Genomic DNA, 14662 nt, shown 5'->3' with positions numbered 1-14662 from the left:
TTTTATTTATAACCTGGCGACATGCGTCACTCCAATTCCGCCATAGTCATTAATAATTTTGAATTCAACCTGTGTCGAGGTTCCGCCGGAGGGCAATCTGTACGAACTGGTTGAACCAGGTGCGACAAATGTCACATCATCAATTTTTGACGCCCCCACTTTTATTTCATTAAAATTCATATAGTAAGGCGTTGAATTGGTCACCAGAATGCGATCACCCGTTCTTTGCCATTTCAATTTATTCGCCTGTTCTTCCGGGCCTGATTTATTTAGAGCGGAGGGACGATAAATGAGTTTTATTCTTGTTTTGACAGCCACCTGTAAAGTGTTATCCCGAGGTGCGACAGACGGAATAGACTTAATATTCAGCCAGAACATAGATTCTTTATCCTGCGCTAAATTTCCGGTCAGTACGATGCGCATAACGTTTTGCTGTTTTTTATCCAGCCGATACAACGGTGGCGTAATAATAAAAGGCGCTTTATCTCCACTGGTGGATGGCGGCTCTATCCAGGATTGGATCAGATAGGGTAAATCGTCAGGGTTCGTAATACTTAATGATGCCTCTTTTTTATCACCCGCGTAAATGACGCGCGTCCCGCCGATAATCACCCCTGCGTAAGATATTGAGGTGATAGTTGCCATTAACAGCGTGCTCATCATGACGCCAGTAAAAAACTTCATTGAATACTCCGGACAGTAAGGGCCGAATATCGGCCCTGTTTGACGCTAAAGAATTAGTTATAGTTAACGGTAAAGTTAGCTACTGCGTTAGCCGTACCGGCGGTAACAACCGCCTGAGTTGCCTGGTAGGACGCATAGAAATCGAGGTTGTTATCAGCCGTTGTGACCAGCGGATAGCTATAGCTATTGACCTGGTTCAGGCCCTGTAGGCTTTTATCCGCTGTCATCAATTTGACGGCGACCCCCGTTGCCGCGGCAGCCCCCTGAGTCACAGCCAACAAATCACTATTGCTTAAGTCATTCGCGCCATCGAATTTCACTTTCGCCGAGCTAACGGAAGCTGGGCAGTTGATTAATTTAATCGTGAACTTCGTTGAATCAGACTCATCTCCTGTACTCTGGAAAGAAGTCCGGGCTACGCGACCAAGGTCAACGGTCATCGTGTTGCCACTGCCGATATCAACAGTACAGGCCTGGTCAATAATTTCACCGGTGAAGTTGATTGTACCGTCAGCAGCATAAACGTTTACTGCAGACAAAGCGGCGCTAACGGCGAATGCGGCGATCATTATTTTATTATTCATTGTGATACTCCTTACTTGGTTAAGTATATTCCTGTGAATAAAACATTAGATGTATGTCTCATCAGTTCATATTTCACAGAAATTCCATTGCTTCATCATATTGGTATGTAAATAGTCATTATGTCGGAGGTAACGCATGAGAATATGCTTACCATAAAAAACATTAAACAGGAGATATCAACCCGTAATGAATCAATATTAAAAAACCCAACATCATTACTACTGTTTTAAATATTGATATAAATACACACATCAACTCAAGTGATTTTTCGGTGTAATTTTACACCGACAGGGATATTCACTCCCTGCTACATATTGGCACATAATTTCGGTCTCAAATGAATCGGCATATTCATGGACAACGTTCTCCCAGCAGAGAGTTAAACGTATCTGACGGTATAAAAACAGTGAAAACAAGTATGTACAATGCTTTAACCTTTAAACCTAATCAGCATATTGAAAACCTGATCAACCAACTCAAACCTGAATCCAACATATTCGAAACATATGCAAGACAAAAAATTAACTACGAGAATGATAGCTCCCGCAAATGTTACTTGTTGCTTTCGGGAAGCATTGCCCTTTTTCGCACCCGAGATGGCTTTATGATGAACTCGGAATCAGCTCCTTATGTATTTGGTTTAAGCAATCAGCTTGCGGCTGCTGACTATCTTTATATGCAAACGATGGAGCCTTCCCGCATTGCCTGCCTGTCTTTATTTACAGCAAACGCAATTATTGCCGAAAGAGATTTATGGGAGAGTTTGTCACATCTGTTAATTTACACAGCGGGAAGGGTTTACGATCACTGCACGCGCATTTCGGCACCAACTTCGTACGCGATTATACGTTCTCAGCTGTATGAACTGATGCAGGAATCCGAGGAAATTCGCCACAGTATTACGGCGGCAAATTATATCCAGTCGCGTACGTTTCTTTCTCGCAGCAGCATTATGAAGATCCTCGCTGAACTAAAAAAGGGGAGCTACATTACGACCGAGCGAGGCATTCTTTTACAGATAAAACAGGGCATCCCGATGAAGTACTAACGTTTTCTCTCAACGGGCATTATGTTGTCCAACGACAATGTTCTGCTAGATTTAATGTCATGTCAGATTAACCAGAAAAATCTATGACAGCGCACGATCGTCACACCGATATCAAAATTCCCTCCCCGCATCTAACGCGTCTTCTTGCCGCGGTGACTTGCGATGAGGATTTCCGCACGATGGCTAAAGGCAGCAAACTTTTTTTTCGCCGCAGCGCAGAGCCACTGTGCCATTTTGTACGCAAAGGGAGTCTTCTGCTCGCTCGTAATGAAGATGCATTCTCGCTCGGTATTCTCTCCGCCCCACTGGCATTGGGTTTTACCGTACCGTTATCCGAACATCTTCATCTACGTACGATGACGGAATCTGAAATCGCCACCCTTCCTTATGAGCAAGTAATGGCGTTGGTTGAAGAAAAACAAGTTTGGGATCTTTTAGCTAAACACGTCATGTTCGTGACTAACAAGCTTTTCATTTATAACGAAATGCTGACGGCACCTACCAGCTTTGATATTTTACGCTATCAGTTACTGATGCTCATTCAGGAAGCTGACGAAATTCGTGCCAGTACCGCTGCTTATCAGTACATTCTTGACCGCACCCGATTATCACGCAGCAGTATTATGAAAATGCTGGCTGAGCTTAAAAAGGGCAACTATATCCAGTTGGAAAATGGCAAACTGATCGCCATTCACCATTTACCCACCCGCTTTTAAACGCCCAACCAGGTTACCCACCTTTGCAGATAGTCAGTATCGGCTGGGCAAATTTTCAAAACATGTAGTTCATACTCACCGAAACGTTACGGGGTTCGCCATAAACCGCCGAATCATCCAGATACGAGTAATATTCACGATCGAACAAGTTATTGACGTTCGCCTGCACGGTCAGTTGCTTCGTTAACTGGTATTGCGCAAACAGGTTAACCAGCGGATAGCTGCCCTGATACAGACGCTGCGTTTCACCATCCGGACCGGTCACATCCTTATAAACCCGGTTTTGCCAGGTTGCACCGCCGCCGACGGTCAGCTCAGGCAGCACCGGAACACGGTAGCGGGTAAACAGTTTGAGCTGTGTTTGCGGGGCGAAACTGTTGTAGCGGCCGCTGCTATCAGTAGCGACGTAGCGAGTGGCGCTGAAGGTCATTTGCATGTTGTCCGTCACCGCGCCATTAACTTCAAACTCCGCCCCCTTACTCACCGCACCTTTTGTCGCGCGATAAGCCTGTTCGCTGGAGCCATTGACAAAGACTCCGCTGATGGCTTCCGACGCGTTCTCCTGCTCGATGCGGAAAATGGCGAAGTTGGTGGTTAATCGGCTATCCATCCAGTCGGCTTTTAGCCCGGTTTCGTAGTTCTTGCCGGTGATTGGCGACAGCCATGCCCCATCAGCGGATCGTTTAGTTTGTGGCGAGAATATTGACGTATAGCTGGCGTAGGCCGACAGACTTTCCGTGATGTCGTAGACCACGCCGCCGTATGGCGTCATGTTGTATTTGCGCATATCGCCACTGCTGCCGTTAGCGCTGTACTGCGTATAGCGAGCGCCAAGAATGAGCGACAGCGGATCGACCAGAGAGAAACGAGCGGCGGTATAGGCTGATTTCTGCCGCACAATATCATCGGCATTAAGATACCAGTCACCCCATTCCGGCTGAGCGACGCTGCCGTTCCAGTTGTTATTAAAGATGCCCATCTGGTCGCTATCCATCGGCCCATCCTGGCTATAGCTCGCGTTGTGCTGTCGGCTGTAGCTGGCCCCGGCCATAAGCTGATGCTGGCGGCCAAATAAATTAAACGGCCCGCTGGCGTAGGTATCAAAAGAGTCAAGGGTCCGTTTGCCGCGGTCTTTACTGCCCCAGCCGGTGGTACCTTCACCGGTGGTCGCATCGGGGTTACCCATCACGTACAGCAAGGTGTCGTTAAACATCTGCTCGCCATGAGTACCGTTGAAACGCAATGACCAGCCGTTATCCCAGTCGTGGGTCAGATTGGCAAACACCTTGCGCGATTCGACAGCGTAGCGCGTCCAGTCGGCTGCCGTATTGGTGCTGCGATCATAATGGGTGCGCGAGCCGTCGCTATACAGGCTCGGTAGCCCGCCCCACGTTGGATTACCGGTATTGGTTTTTTGGTAATCCCAGCCCAGCGACAACGTTGTCCTGTCCGTTAAATCTGCATCCACGACGCCGTAAAGAAACTTTTTGGTCTTATGATAGCGATCCAGCCAGCTATCCTGATCCTGATAACCAGCAATCACCCGTCCGCGTACGCTGCCGTCGGCGTTGAGTGGTGTCGAGAAATCGCCGACATAGCGCTGCTTGTTCCAGCTCCCGTAACTGGCGCTGACGTTGCCGGTTACAGTTTTGCTGTCGGCTTTTTTGCGCACCATATTCACCGTCGCGCCGGGATCGCCTGCTCCGGTCATCAGCCCGGTTGCGCCACGTACAATTTCAATACGATCGTAAATAGCGGTATCTTCCGCCGCATCGCCGTAATTCCACGCATCGCCCAACGAGGTGGGGATATCGTCGTAGGAGAAACTGGTGATTTCAAAGCCGCGAGAGTAGTAATACGAACGTTCGCTGTCGATTTCCTGCGATGACACGCCGGTCGCGTTGGTCAGTACATCATCGATAGTTTGCAGGTTTTGATCCTTCATACGCTGCTGGGTAACGATGCTGACAGACTGCGGCACATCACGCGGTGCCAGCAGCATTTTGGTGCCCGCACGCGTGGTTTTCGCGGCGTAATCCTGCGGGTCATCCGCGGTATTTTCAGTACTGCCGTACACCACCATATTCTGCTGAGTATTTTCTGCTGCCTGAGCAGGGTGAATAAACGCGTGTACGGCCAACGCCAGCAGCGAAACGGTAAACGGTTTTACTATTTTGTTTATGGATGCGTGCCCTGAACTTCCCTTGCCATTGAGAAACATAACTTTTTTCCATCAGGAATTATTCTTGTGAATGCAGCTGTTGCGCCGGCAGCGCTGATGAAATAGCCCTCTATTCCATGAGGTTTAGCGCCGCAAATAACGTGAAACAGCAACAATTGAGAATGGAAATGATAATTATTTGTTTTATTAAACTCATAGTGTTTTGTAAGTTAACTGTAAGGAAATGTATACTTACATCAAATCAATGTATTAGCCTCTCCCTACCCCGCATTCCCACTCACTACCGCTGAAAAATACCCATCCAGGGTCTTAGAAATCAGCGATCTCCCTCCTCCCACTCCGTTAGCCAATTTGCTCAACCCAAACAAATGATTATGATTCTCATTCTTGTTTTAGCGACGTTGCTCTGCCTTAGAGCACGTAAACCCAATGATGGAGTTCAGAATGAAATCGTTGTTCAGCCCGCGTAAAACCACGCTTGCCGCTGCGCTGGTTACGGCATTGACCCTGACCACGTTGCAGGCCATGGCAGAGACATCGCCACCAGCCGCTTCCGCCGTCCACCAGAAAACCACATCACCTCTGGTCCAGCGTCAACTGGGGGATGGTTTATATGAGTTGGCTCTGATACCCGGGCAAAATGCCCTGTTTGTTGCCAGCGCTCAGGGGTTCAAAGACGTTAACGGCGGCATGCTCTACCGACTTGACCCGACAACGCTGACCACCACGGTCGAAACCCATACCGATCTCAAAAACTTTGGTATGGCGGTTGATGATAACGGTCAGGTTTTCTACACCACTAACTCGCTGGACGGCGGCGTTTCAAAAGTGGATGCCCATAGCGGGAAAGTACTGCAACGCCTGATGTTCGAGGGCAAGGACAAGGATGGAGATCCCGTTGGCGCGCGGGAAGTTCTGTTTCACGACAATCAACTCTACATCGGCCGCGTGACCGATCCCGGCTACATTTCCGTGGTTGACGCGAAAACCATGACTTTGAAAACCCAGATTGAAAAAGCCGGCAAATGGGTGACCGGGATCATCTACTCTCCGCTAACCAAACGCATCTATGCGGCTAACGGCGGCGGCGAAATTCTGGTGATTAATCCGGCCACCAATAAAATTGAAAAACGCTGGACTCCGGGCGACGGCAAAGAGTACCTGTTCCTCAACATGGCGGAAGATCCGGCGACTGGCCGCCTGTTCGTGACTGACGATTCAAAAGCGAAAACGACGCTGGTGTTTGATGAGCGTACGGGCAAAGTGATTAAACGTCTTGAGGGTGATGCGCTGGGGATCAAATTCAACGCCAAACGCAATGAAATTTATATCAGCCAGCGCGAGTCGAAAAAGGTATTACAGCTCGACGCCACCAGCTATGCGCTGAAAAATACATGGTCTTTCGATAGCCATCCGAACAGCCTGCTGATTTCTCCTGACGGCAACACGCTTTACGTCACCATCAAGCAGGATTTCAACGAGGATAACACAACCAAAGGCCCTGACATCGTGGCGCGCATTGCGCTGAACTAACCTCCGCATCATCCCGATTTCTTTTGCCGCAAAATGCTGTATTATGCGAGTTATTGCAGCATTTTGCGGAATTTAAAAGATGCATAAAACGGCCAGGCAAAAATACCTGCTTGATATTCTTAGTGAAAAGGGTGAAGTCACTATCAGCGAGCTGGTAGATAAGCTGCAGGTTTCTGCGGATACTCTGCGCCGCGACCTTACCGATCTCGAAAAACAGGGCCTCGCACAGAAGAATCACGGCGGCGCTATCGCCCTGAATCTCTCGTTGATGAACCGCCAAAGCAGAAACGCTCTGCTTGCGGATACCAAACAGCGCCTGGGCAAAATGGTGGCCGAGAAGATCCCCAGCGGATCGACTCTGTTTCTTGACGCAGGCAGCACGGTACTGGCCGTCGCGAGCCAGGTAACCGGCCCCATGACGGTCATTACCCATTCTCTGGACATTGCCCAGCACTTAAGCGATCGCCCGGATATTCAGCTTATTCTGCTGGGTGGAAAATGGGATATGCAACAGCGCCTGTTTGCCGGTCACGCCACCCTGTCGCTGCTCGAACGCTATCGTGCGGATATCGCCATTCTTGGCGCCTGCGCGCTTCATGCCGAACTTGGCCTGAGCGCCAGCCAGGAAGCCGATGCCCAGGTGAAGCGCGCCATGCTGGCGGCCAGCGCTGAACACTGGCTGGTCGCCGACCATATGAAACTGAACCACTGCGAACCCTGGCTGGTCGCTGAACTCACCGATATCCATCAGCTCTTTCTCGACCGTCCGTGGAAAGAGTTGAAGGATAACGGCTCAATACACCTCAACATCGCTGATGCGTAATGACGCGGAGACGCTTATGAATAACGCTAAGAACATCAATATCGCCCTGATTGGCTATGGTTTTGTCGGCAAAACCTTCCATGCGCCGCTGATCCAATCCGTTGACGGCCTGAATCTGGCGATTGTCGCTTCCCGCGATGAAGAAAAAGTGAAGCGCGATTTGCCGAATGTGACCGTAATTGCCTCACCTGAAGAGGCGATTCAGCATCCGGATATCGATCTGGTGGTCATTGCCTCCCCAAACGCGACCCACGCCCCGCTCGCCCGGCTGGCCTTAAACTCTGGCAAGCACGTGGTGGTCGACAAACCGTTTACGCTCGATATGCAGGAAGCCCGCGAGCTGATTGCGCTTGCTAAAGAGAAGCAGCGAGTGCTGTCGGTGTTCCATAACCGCCGCTGGGACAGTGATTATCTCAGCGTTAAGCAGGTTATCGAGCAGGGGCTTATCGGTAAGGTTAAACATTTTGAATCGCATTTCGACCGCTTCCGCCCGGAAGTCCGCGTTCGCTGGCGCGAGCAGAATGTGCCGGGCAGCGGCCTGTGGTTTGATTTGGGCCCGCATATGATTGACCAGGCGCTGCAGCTGTTTGGCCTGCCGCAATCCGTGCAGGGGAATATCGCGACCCTGCGCGATGGTGCGCAAATTAACGATTGGGCGCATGTGGTGCTGAATTATCCGCAGCATAAAGTGATTCTGCACTGCAGCATGCTGGTGGCCGGCGGCGTATCGCGCTTTACCATTCATGGCGATAAAGGCAGCGTGGTCAAACAAAAAGCGGACCAGCAGGAGAGTCAATTACTGGCAGGTGTGGTTCCTGGCAGCGAAGATTGGGGCCATGACGACGATAGTCTGGTGGTTTACGATGCCGATCTCCAAACCCAGGAAATCAGTACACCGCAGGGCGACCAGCGCCAGTACTATATTCACGTCCGAGATGCGCTGACCGGGAAAATCAACAACCCGGTATCACCATTAGAAGCGCTCGCCGTGATGGCAGTACTGGAAGCCGCGGTGCAATCTGCCGAGAGCGGGATGACGCAAACTTTAGCGCTGACCGCCGATGAGCTGGCTGGCCTAAAATAAGCAAGGTTCTGTGACCAGGGAAATCGCCGGGCAAGCAATAAAAACCACAGCCAGCACGGACCGGTAGCCAGGACAGATGCGCAGCAGCGCCTCCGGGAAACCGCCACGCCGTGTCGACATTATGCCCCGTCGTTACAGGCGCTTCAGCGCCGTCTTCGGGGAATCTATCCGGTCTACAGTTTCACCCGCATCAGATCGCTAAAACGGGTGGTGTAGGCCGGAGATAGCATGTTTCGCTTCATCTCCCAAGCACGTTCTATTCCCTGCGCGGCAAACCAGAGACGCCCTTTTCCTCGTTGGTTAACGTGATCGAGTACCGTCATGAGCTGTTCGCTATTGGCTCGCGGCCGATAGTCATCAAACAAGCTCAACTGAGCCACCCCCTGGCTAAAGAAGTCGCCCAGCATTACGCCGCACTTTTGAAACCGATACCCCTCCCGCCAGATGGTATCCAGACACTTTATCGCCGCAGCGACGATATCCCGGCTATCCTGCGTTGGGATCTGGATTTTGGTCCCGGCATCTTTACCGTAATAGACTTCATTACCTGCAAACGGGCTGGTTTTAATAAAGGCGGAAACATAGCGGCAATATTGATGATCTGCACGGAGCTTCTCGGCGGCGCGAACCGCATGGCTGCATATTGCTTCACGCATCGGTTCATATTCGCTCACCTTTTGGCTAAACGAACGCGAGCAGATGATTTGCTGCCTCGTCGGCATAAACTCTTCCGGTTCAAGACAAGGGTCGCCGCACAACTCTCGCACTGTGCGCTCCAGCACGACGCTGAAATGTTTTCTGATAAGCGACGCGGGCGTTTCAGCAAGCTGAAGCGCCGTTTTAATACCCATATCATTGAGCTTTTTCGCTATTCGTCGACCAACGCCCCAGATCTCGCTGACCTCAACCTGAGCCAGCAGTTTTCGCTGCCTGGCCAACAAAGAGAGATCAACCACGCCTCCGGTTTGCGGCCATCTTTTCGCTGCATAATTAGCCAGCTTAGCCAGTGTTTTAGTCGGCCCAATTCCCACACCTACCGTCAAGCCAGTGCACTGGAGCAATGTCGTTCGCACGTGGCGACCAAATGCCTCGAGTTCCCCTGGACGATTAAGCCCGGTGAGATTCACAAATGCTTCATCAATGGAATATTGGTGAACTGATGGGGCCAGCTCTTCAAGAAGGGTCATTACACGGTGCGACATATCGCCATACAGTGCGTAGTTACTGCTAAATACCGCGATCTGGTAACGCTCAAACTGAGATTTCACTTTGAAATACGGCGCGCCCATGGGAATCTCAAGCCGTTTAGCTTATATGTTATTTGGAATTGACTATCCTTAGGTTGTGCTTTCTGACTCGGAAGGAAAGTGTATGCGTGCATCGTTGCTGGCATCTTTACCTTACATGATGGCTGAGCCTACAGCTTTTCGCTGGTTATGCTTACAGGAAAGTTTGCTGAAGGCGCCAAATACGGTTGAAGCTTATGCCCGTGGGATCGATGATTGGCTGCGTTTTTGTCGCCAGAATGATGTGAGCCCTACAGAAGCCAGCCGGGAGATCCTGGCTTTGTATGTTCGGCATCTTAATATCTCCCGCAATCTGGCGGCTGCCAGCCTTCGTCATCGACTCACTATCGTTCGATTATATTGTGACTACCTGCGAGAAGAAGGATTAATAGTACTGAACCCCGTTATGAGAGGCAGCTGGCATCCTGGCGGAGGTGGGCGCAGGGGGCTCATTCAGGCACAGCGACGCCTGCCATGGATACCGAGTGACCGTGACTGGGAAAACTTACTTATCGCAGCCCGCCAGACCACAATACGTAATCGTTTTATGCTATCTCTTGCGTACGACTGTGCCCTGCGCCGGGAAGAGTTGTGCTCCGTTGCTACCGGCGATATTGACCCTTCTCGTCGCTTGCTAACAGTTCGGGCTGAAACGACAAAAACTAAGCGAGGTCGGGTTGTGCCCTATTCTGTCGTAACCGGAGAGTTATATTTCCTCTGGTTAGCAGAACGGCGACAATTAAATACTTCCCGTGGCCCACTGTTTCTTTCTTATTCCTGTCGCAACAGAACTGCGCCAATAACCCGGTGGACCTGGTCCAAGATCGTAAGGTCGTTGGCAATGCAGGCGGGGCTACCCCAATTGAGTACGCATACCTTCAGACATCTATGTCTGACCGATCTCGCCAGAGCTGACTGGGATATTCATGAGATCGCTACGTTTGCCGGCCATCAGAGTATCCAGTCAACGTTACTTTATATCCATCTTAGTGCGCGTGATCTTACGGAAAAATTTAACGCAGGTATGGCGTCGATACATGAACATCGGTTACACCATTTAAAGGGGGACAATACGGATGGCAATGAAAACTGAATATGATGCGCCAGCCCCTTTTGACTACGAAGTATGGCAACCTGATCCTGACTGGGATTGTTCTCCCGAATTACAGCCGATTGAACGAGATACTTTGATAAAGCTGGCTCAGTATGTTGTTGGACGTCATAAACAAAACTGGTCGAACTGTGTAAGACAAAGGCTTTCTCGCCTGATAATTCCACTCAGAGCAGCATTAAAGTGGATGAATGCCGCATCCACAACAACCAATTCTGCAATTCATGACATCATTCTGGAAATGCACCGGCTGGAAAAAAACTACTGGTCATGGACCCAGGACGACTGGCTCGAAGTGCTGTGCAGCAGTGAAGAGGTATTTCGCAAAAAATATGGCAGCTGTGGTAATTGTCGACAGTATGTCCTCGCGATTGCTTGGTTACTGTGCGGATTTAATCGACTTGAGGCGGCTGGCTGCTTTTATCATTATCGGCTTTCTGTCAAAGTTTTTGGCCGCCCGGCGACAGAGGCGGCGGTAAACAAGCTTCAGGAGAACATGCAGCGCCTCGGCTTTGTCGCTGCTGACAATAACATTCGTAATGCGCTACTGCTGTCTATGCTTTGTCAGCGGCAGGTTGATCCTGAAAAATTGGAACTGGAAACACTTAAGCGAGTAATAACTTACGGGCCTGTTTATATGCGTCGCTCTGCGGCCACCTTGTCAAGGATATTTGCTGCGATGGGGCTGTTCCCAGCGGGCATTGACCATCGTATTCTTGAGCGCAGACGGCCTCACGGGGAATATCGTGCAACCAGTAACGTTCCGGAAGAATGGTTGCGATGGTGTGAACGCTGGCGTAAAACCGCTATTAAAGCACCATCATCTGAACTCAGTACATGGTACCGCATCCTGCAGTGTGGGCGCTGGCTGAAAGCCACTCACCCTGATATACATTCTCCTGCAGACTGGAGCCGGGACATCGCACTTGAATACGTAGCTGCAGTGTGTCAAATGAAAATAGGCCAGTGGTCTGAACCGCGCCATATGTATCAGAATCGAATAGGCCAGTTAATGACAGCCTCTGCACGGGCGGGGATTTTACAGGCTATCAGAGTTTTTTTTCGAGACCTTCAGGAATGGGGGCTTATTATCGTCCGATTTAATCCTGTCAGAACGTTCCGTTTACCCCGCGCTATCCGGGCCAGTATTGGCCCTGCACCAAGAGTCGTTGCTGATGATATATGGAGTAAACTTGTCTGGGCAGGGTTGAACCTGCAGGAGCAGGATCTGCATTATGGTGAACAACTTTACTATCGCTACCCATTTTCTATGGTTCGTGCATTATGTGTTCTCTGGCTGTTTGGTGGGTTGCGTCGTGATGAAATTTTGCGGATGCGAACAGGCTGTATACGCTGGCAAAATGATGAACATCAGGGCGGCTCTCGGATATGTTTGCTGGATGTCCCCGTGAACAAAACCAGCACGGCCTTCACCAAACCTGTTGATCCAATCGTAGGGGAATACATTGATTGCTGGGAAAAAGAACGAAATATACAACCAGACCAACTTGATTTAAAAACGGGTGAACTTGTCAGTTATCTTTTTATGCATAAAGCTGCTCGGATTAGCCAGAGTTATATTAATAAATCCTTAATTCCGATGCTTTGTCGGAAAGCTGGTGTTCCAAACAAAGATATCAGGGGAACTATCACTAGCCACAGAGCGCGGGCAACTATAGCCAGCCAGCTGTTTAATGCCAGGGAACCACTAGGATTATTTGAGTTACAGCGCTGGCTCGGACATTCCTCTCCCAGTTCGACACAGCATTATATCGATATCACACCGACAAAACTGGCAGGGTCTCTGTCTAAAGCAGGATACTTTGAGCGAAACCGTCGTATGGTTTCGGTGCTGATCGATCAGGATGCAATTTCGTCCGGACAAATGCAGAAAGGAGAACCATGGCGATATTATGACCTTGGGCACGGATTGTGTAGTTATGACTTTTTTGAACAGTGCCCACACCGTATGGCTTGTGCAAAATGTTCGTTCTACCTGCCTAAATCATCATCAGAAGCGCAATATATAGAGGGGCGTCAGAATTTACTCAAAATGATGCAGGAGATCCCGTTGACGGATGATGAACAGGCAGCAGTAAATAATGATATTGGTGCGATAGACAAATTATTAGAGAAATTAAAAAACATTGAAACACCAGACAAGCAAAGAAGATAAAATAGCGAAAAATATCCCGGTTAATTTGAATACCCATGTTATTCTTTTTTATCTAAGTCTTTTACCTCATGATTAGTTGCACTTCTTGTTTTTTCAATCCCCCACACGGCCTTTGCAACTTCCTCAATTTTCGCGACAAACTTATCGACATTAAAGCCTGCAATAAACGCCAATGCAAAGAAACCCATTTCACTGGACCCTGCATTGGAGCTAGATTCCAGAACTAACAATCCTGCTTTAAGAAATAAGTAACTGATTGCACCTGCAATTGTACTGGTAAGTGGGCGGATGAAATACCATACATGCCAATCTGGATCCCATTGTTTTCTAATGCATTTATTGATGTAAATTGCACGAAAACAATATAAACAACCACCAATATAGGCAATGGCACCACACATCAGTGGCACCCTTAATGGTGCGTAAGGTGCAGGCAACCACCCCAGAGACATAGCCCCAATAGCGTATGTTGCCAGACATAACAGAATAAAAAGGTAGGTAATTATTATCGCAATCATCCATTCCTTATTGTTTTTATTAATACCAGTTACATTCATGTTAACTTTATCCTATAGAATCTTCAGGTTTTTCTATTCTTAGCATGATGATTTGCTGCTTATCATCTATTGAAGAATCGATTTTCACATCCAAATTTAACCGACGGTTAAGATAATATAATTGTGCTTTACGTATCCGAATTTTCGCCTCGCCATGTACCATTTGGTAATCATGCTCAATAGATAGCCGTCTATTCGTATCGTAGTTAGGGTTTGGACCTATCACCACATCAATAAATGTATTCCAGTCAACATCTTGTGGAATTGATGTCGGTGGGGAAACAAATTCAATAATATTAAAGAATCTGCCAAGGACAAAATCTTTAAACATTGCAGATTTAAAACAATAGGCGCGAATATGCCACCGATGACCATCATGTGCAAATGCAGTTGGGTATAACATACGAACCGCTGGTTCATTAGTCATCGAACGATAATCAACAACCAAAGCCTGTTCTCTTTGCATGGCCCGGATTAAATCAATCAATATTTCAGGTTGTACTTTCCTAGCCGGAAGAGGAAGGCTGGCAACCGGAGGGGCCCATCCAATGAAACTATCACAAGGATCCACTATTCCATTTTCTCGCCCTAATAGTTCATTCAGGTAATGATTACTGTCAAAACTTGAAAAAACAGGTTTGAAATCTGGAGTAGTTACATAAGCCTTCTGAGTTCGATCATACACCATGTTTCTTGGTGCAATCTCTTGATATTTAGCCAAATCTAACGAAGCCTGCGGCACTGAAATTCTGAAAAATGTAGTGATATCTGCACGGTTAAGTCGACCTTCCCACAGTAGGCGAAAATCGATGAATTCAAGTCGTCTCTCTTGGCCCCAATGACCAGTTCGCACCATTTTATCAATCATTTATCAATC

12 protein-coding genes and 1 pseudogene are annotated in these 14662 nt (G+C 48.7%); 7 read left to right on the top strand and 6 right to left on the bottom strand.

Annotated elements, in window-relative coordinates; translation table 11 throughout:
• Positions 1-6: 6 nt before the first annotated feature.
• Both HV127_RS20170 and HV127_RS20165 read right to left on the bottom strand, forming a co-directional pair.
• Positions 7-684 carry a molecular chaperone gene (locus HV127_RS20170; RefSeq protein ID WP_182238220.1) on the bottom strand — a complete coding sequence of 226 codons (678 nt, stop codon included), beginning with the start codon at positions 682-684 and terminating at the stop codon, positions 7-9.
• A 53-nt stretch (positions 685-737) separates the two neighbouring features.
• Complete coding sequence (locus HV127_RS20165; protein ID WP_182238218.1) at positions 738-1268, bottom strand: fimbrial protein; 531 nt, start codon at positions 1266-1268, stop codon at positions 738-740.
• A gap of 419 nt (positions 1269-1687) precedes the next feature.
• Here HV127_RS20165 and HV127_RS20160 point away from each other — a divergent pair, with 419 nt between their 5' ends.
• Positions 1688-2317, top strand: coding sequence for a winged helix-turn-helix transcriptional regulator (locus HV127_RS20160; protein ID WP_112217344.1), 630 nt, complete (start codon positions 1688-1690; stop codon positions 2315-2317).
• Positions 2318-2400: 83 nt separating this feature from the next.
• Positions 2401-3033 (top strand): winged helix-turn-helix transcriptional regulator, encoded by a 633-nt coding sequence (locus HV127_RS20155; RefSeq protein WP_182238216.1) that lies wholly within the window; start codon positions 2401-2403, stop codon positions 3031-3033.
• Positions 3034-3088: 55 nt separating this feature from the next.
• Here HV127_RS20155 and fhuE read toward each other — a convergent pair whose 3' ends face one another.
• Entirely contained in the window at positions 3089-5254 is a 2166-nt protein-coding gene (fhuE, locus tag HV127_RS20150) for a ferric-rhodotorulic acid/ferric-coprogen receptor FhuE (protein WP_182238214.1), read from the bottom strand.
• 405 nt (positions 5255-5659) lie between these two features.
• Between fhuE and HV127_RS20145 the strand changes: the two genes are divergently transcribed.
• The 3 genes from HV127_RS20145 (at position 5660) to HV127_RS20135 (ending at position 8655) form a co-directional block, all read left to right on the top strand.
• Positions 5660-6748 carry a YncE family protein gene (locus HV127_RS20145; protein ID WP_182238212.1) on the top strand — a complete coding sequence of 363 codons (1089 nt, stop codon included), beginning with the start codon at positions 5660-5662 and terminating at the stop codon, positions 6746-6748.
• Between the two features lie 79 nt (positions 6749-6827).
• The gene (locus HV127_RS20140) at positions 6828-7571 is read left to right on the top strand and encodes a DeoR/GlpR family DNA-binding transcription regulator (RefSeq protein ID WP_182238210.1); all 744 of its coding nucleotides are present in this window, start codon (positions 6828-6830) and stop codon (positions 7569-7571) included.
• Complete coding sequence (locus HV127_RS20135; RefSeq protein WP_182238208.1) at positions 7564-8655, top strand: oxidoreductase; 1092 nt, start codon at positions 7564-7566, stop codon at positions 8653-8655. The genes HV127_RS20140 and HV127_RS20135 overlap by 8 nt, the downstream gene beginning before the upstream one ends.
• A gap of 173 nt (positions 8656-8828) precedes the next feature.
• On the opposite strand, the pseudogene umuC reads toward HV127_RS20135, so the two are convergent.
• Positions 8829-9965, bottom strand: a pseudogene (gene umuC / locus HV127_RS20130) (translesion error-prone DNA polymerase V subunit UmuC); the annotation flags it as partial.
• 61 nt (positions 9966-10026) lie between these two features.
• On the opposite strand from umuC, the gene HV127_RS20125 reads away from it, so the two are divergent.
• Both HV127_RS20125 and HV127_RS31780 read left to right on the top strand, forming a co-directional pair.
• Positions 10027-11034, top strand: coding sequence for a site-specific integrase (locus HV127_RS20125; protein WP_008325196.1), 1008 nt, complete (start codon positions 10027-10029; stop codon positions 11032-11034).
• Positions 11018-13228, top strand: coding sequence for a tyrosine-type recombinase/integrase (locus HV127_RS31780; protein ID WP_016243537.1), 2211 nt, complete (start codon positions 11018-11020; stop codon positions 13226-13228). The genes HV127_RS20125 and HV127_RS31780 overlap by 17 nt, the downstream gene beginning before the upstream one ends.
• Positions 13229-13266: 38 nt before the next feature.
• On the opposite strand, the gene HV127_RS20115 is transcribed toward HV127_RS31780, so the two are convergent.
• Positions 13267-13785, bottom strand: a complete 519-nt coding sequence (locus HV127_RS20115) for a hypothetical protein (RefSeq protein ID WP_008324215.1) — start codon at positions 13783-13785, stop codon at positions 13267-13269.
• A gap of 7 nt (positions 13786-13792) precedes the next feature.
• A complete protein-coding gene (locus HV127_RS20110; RefSeq protein ID WP_008324213.1) occupies positions 13793-14653 on the bottom strand; it encodes a WYL domain-containing protein in 861 nt (286 codons plus the stop codon).
• Positions 14654-14662 lie beyond the last annotated feature (9 nt).

This window comes from Klebsiella sp. RHBSTW-00215 (assembly GCF_014103785.1).
Taxonomy (GTDB): Bacteria; Pseudomonadota; Gammaproteobacteria; order Enterobacterales; family Enterobacteriaceae; genus Klebsiella.
Note: the sequence above shows the minus strand (reverse complement) of the source record. Positions and strands in the feature narration are given on the sequence as shown.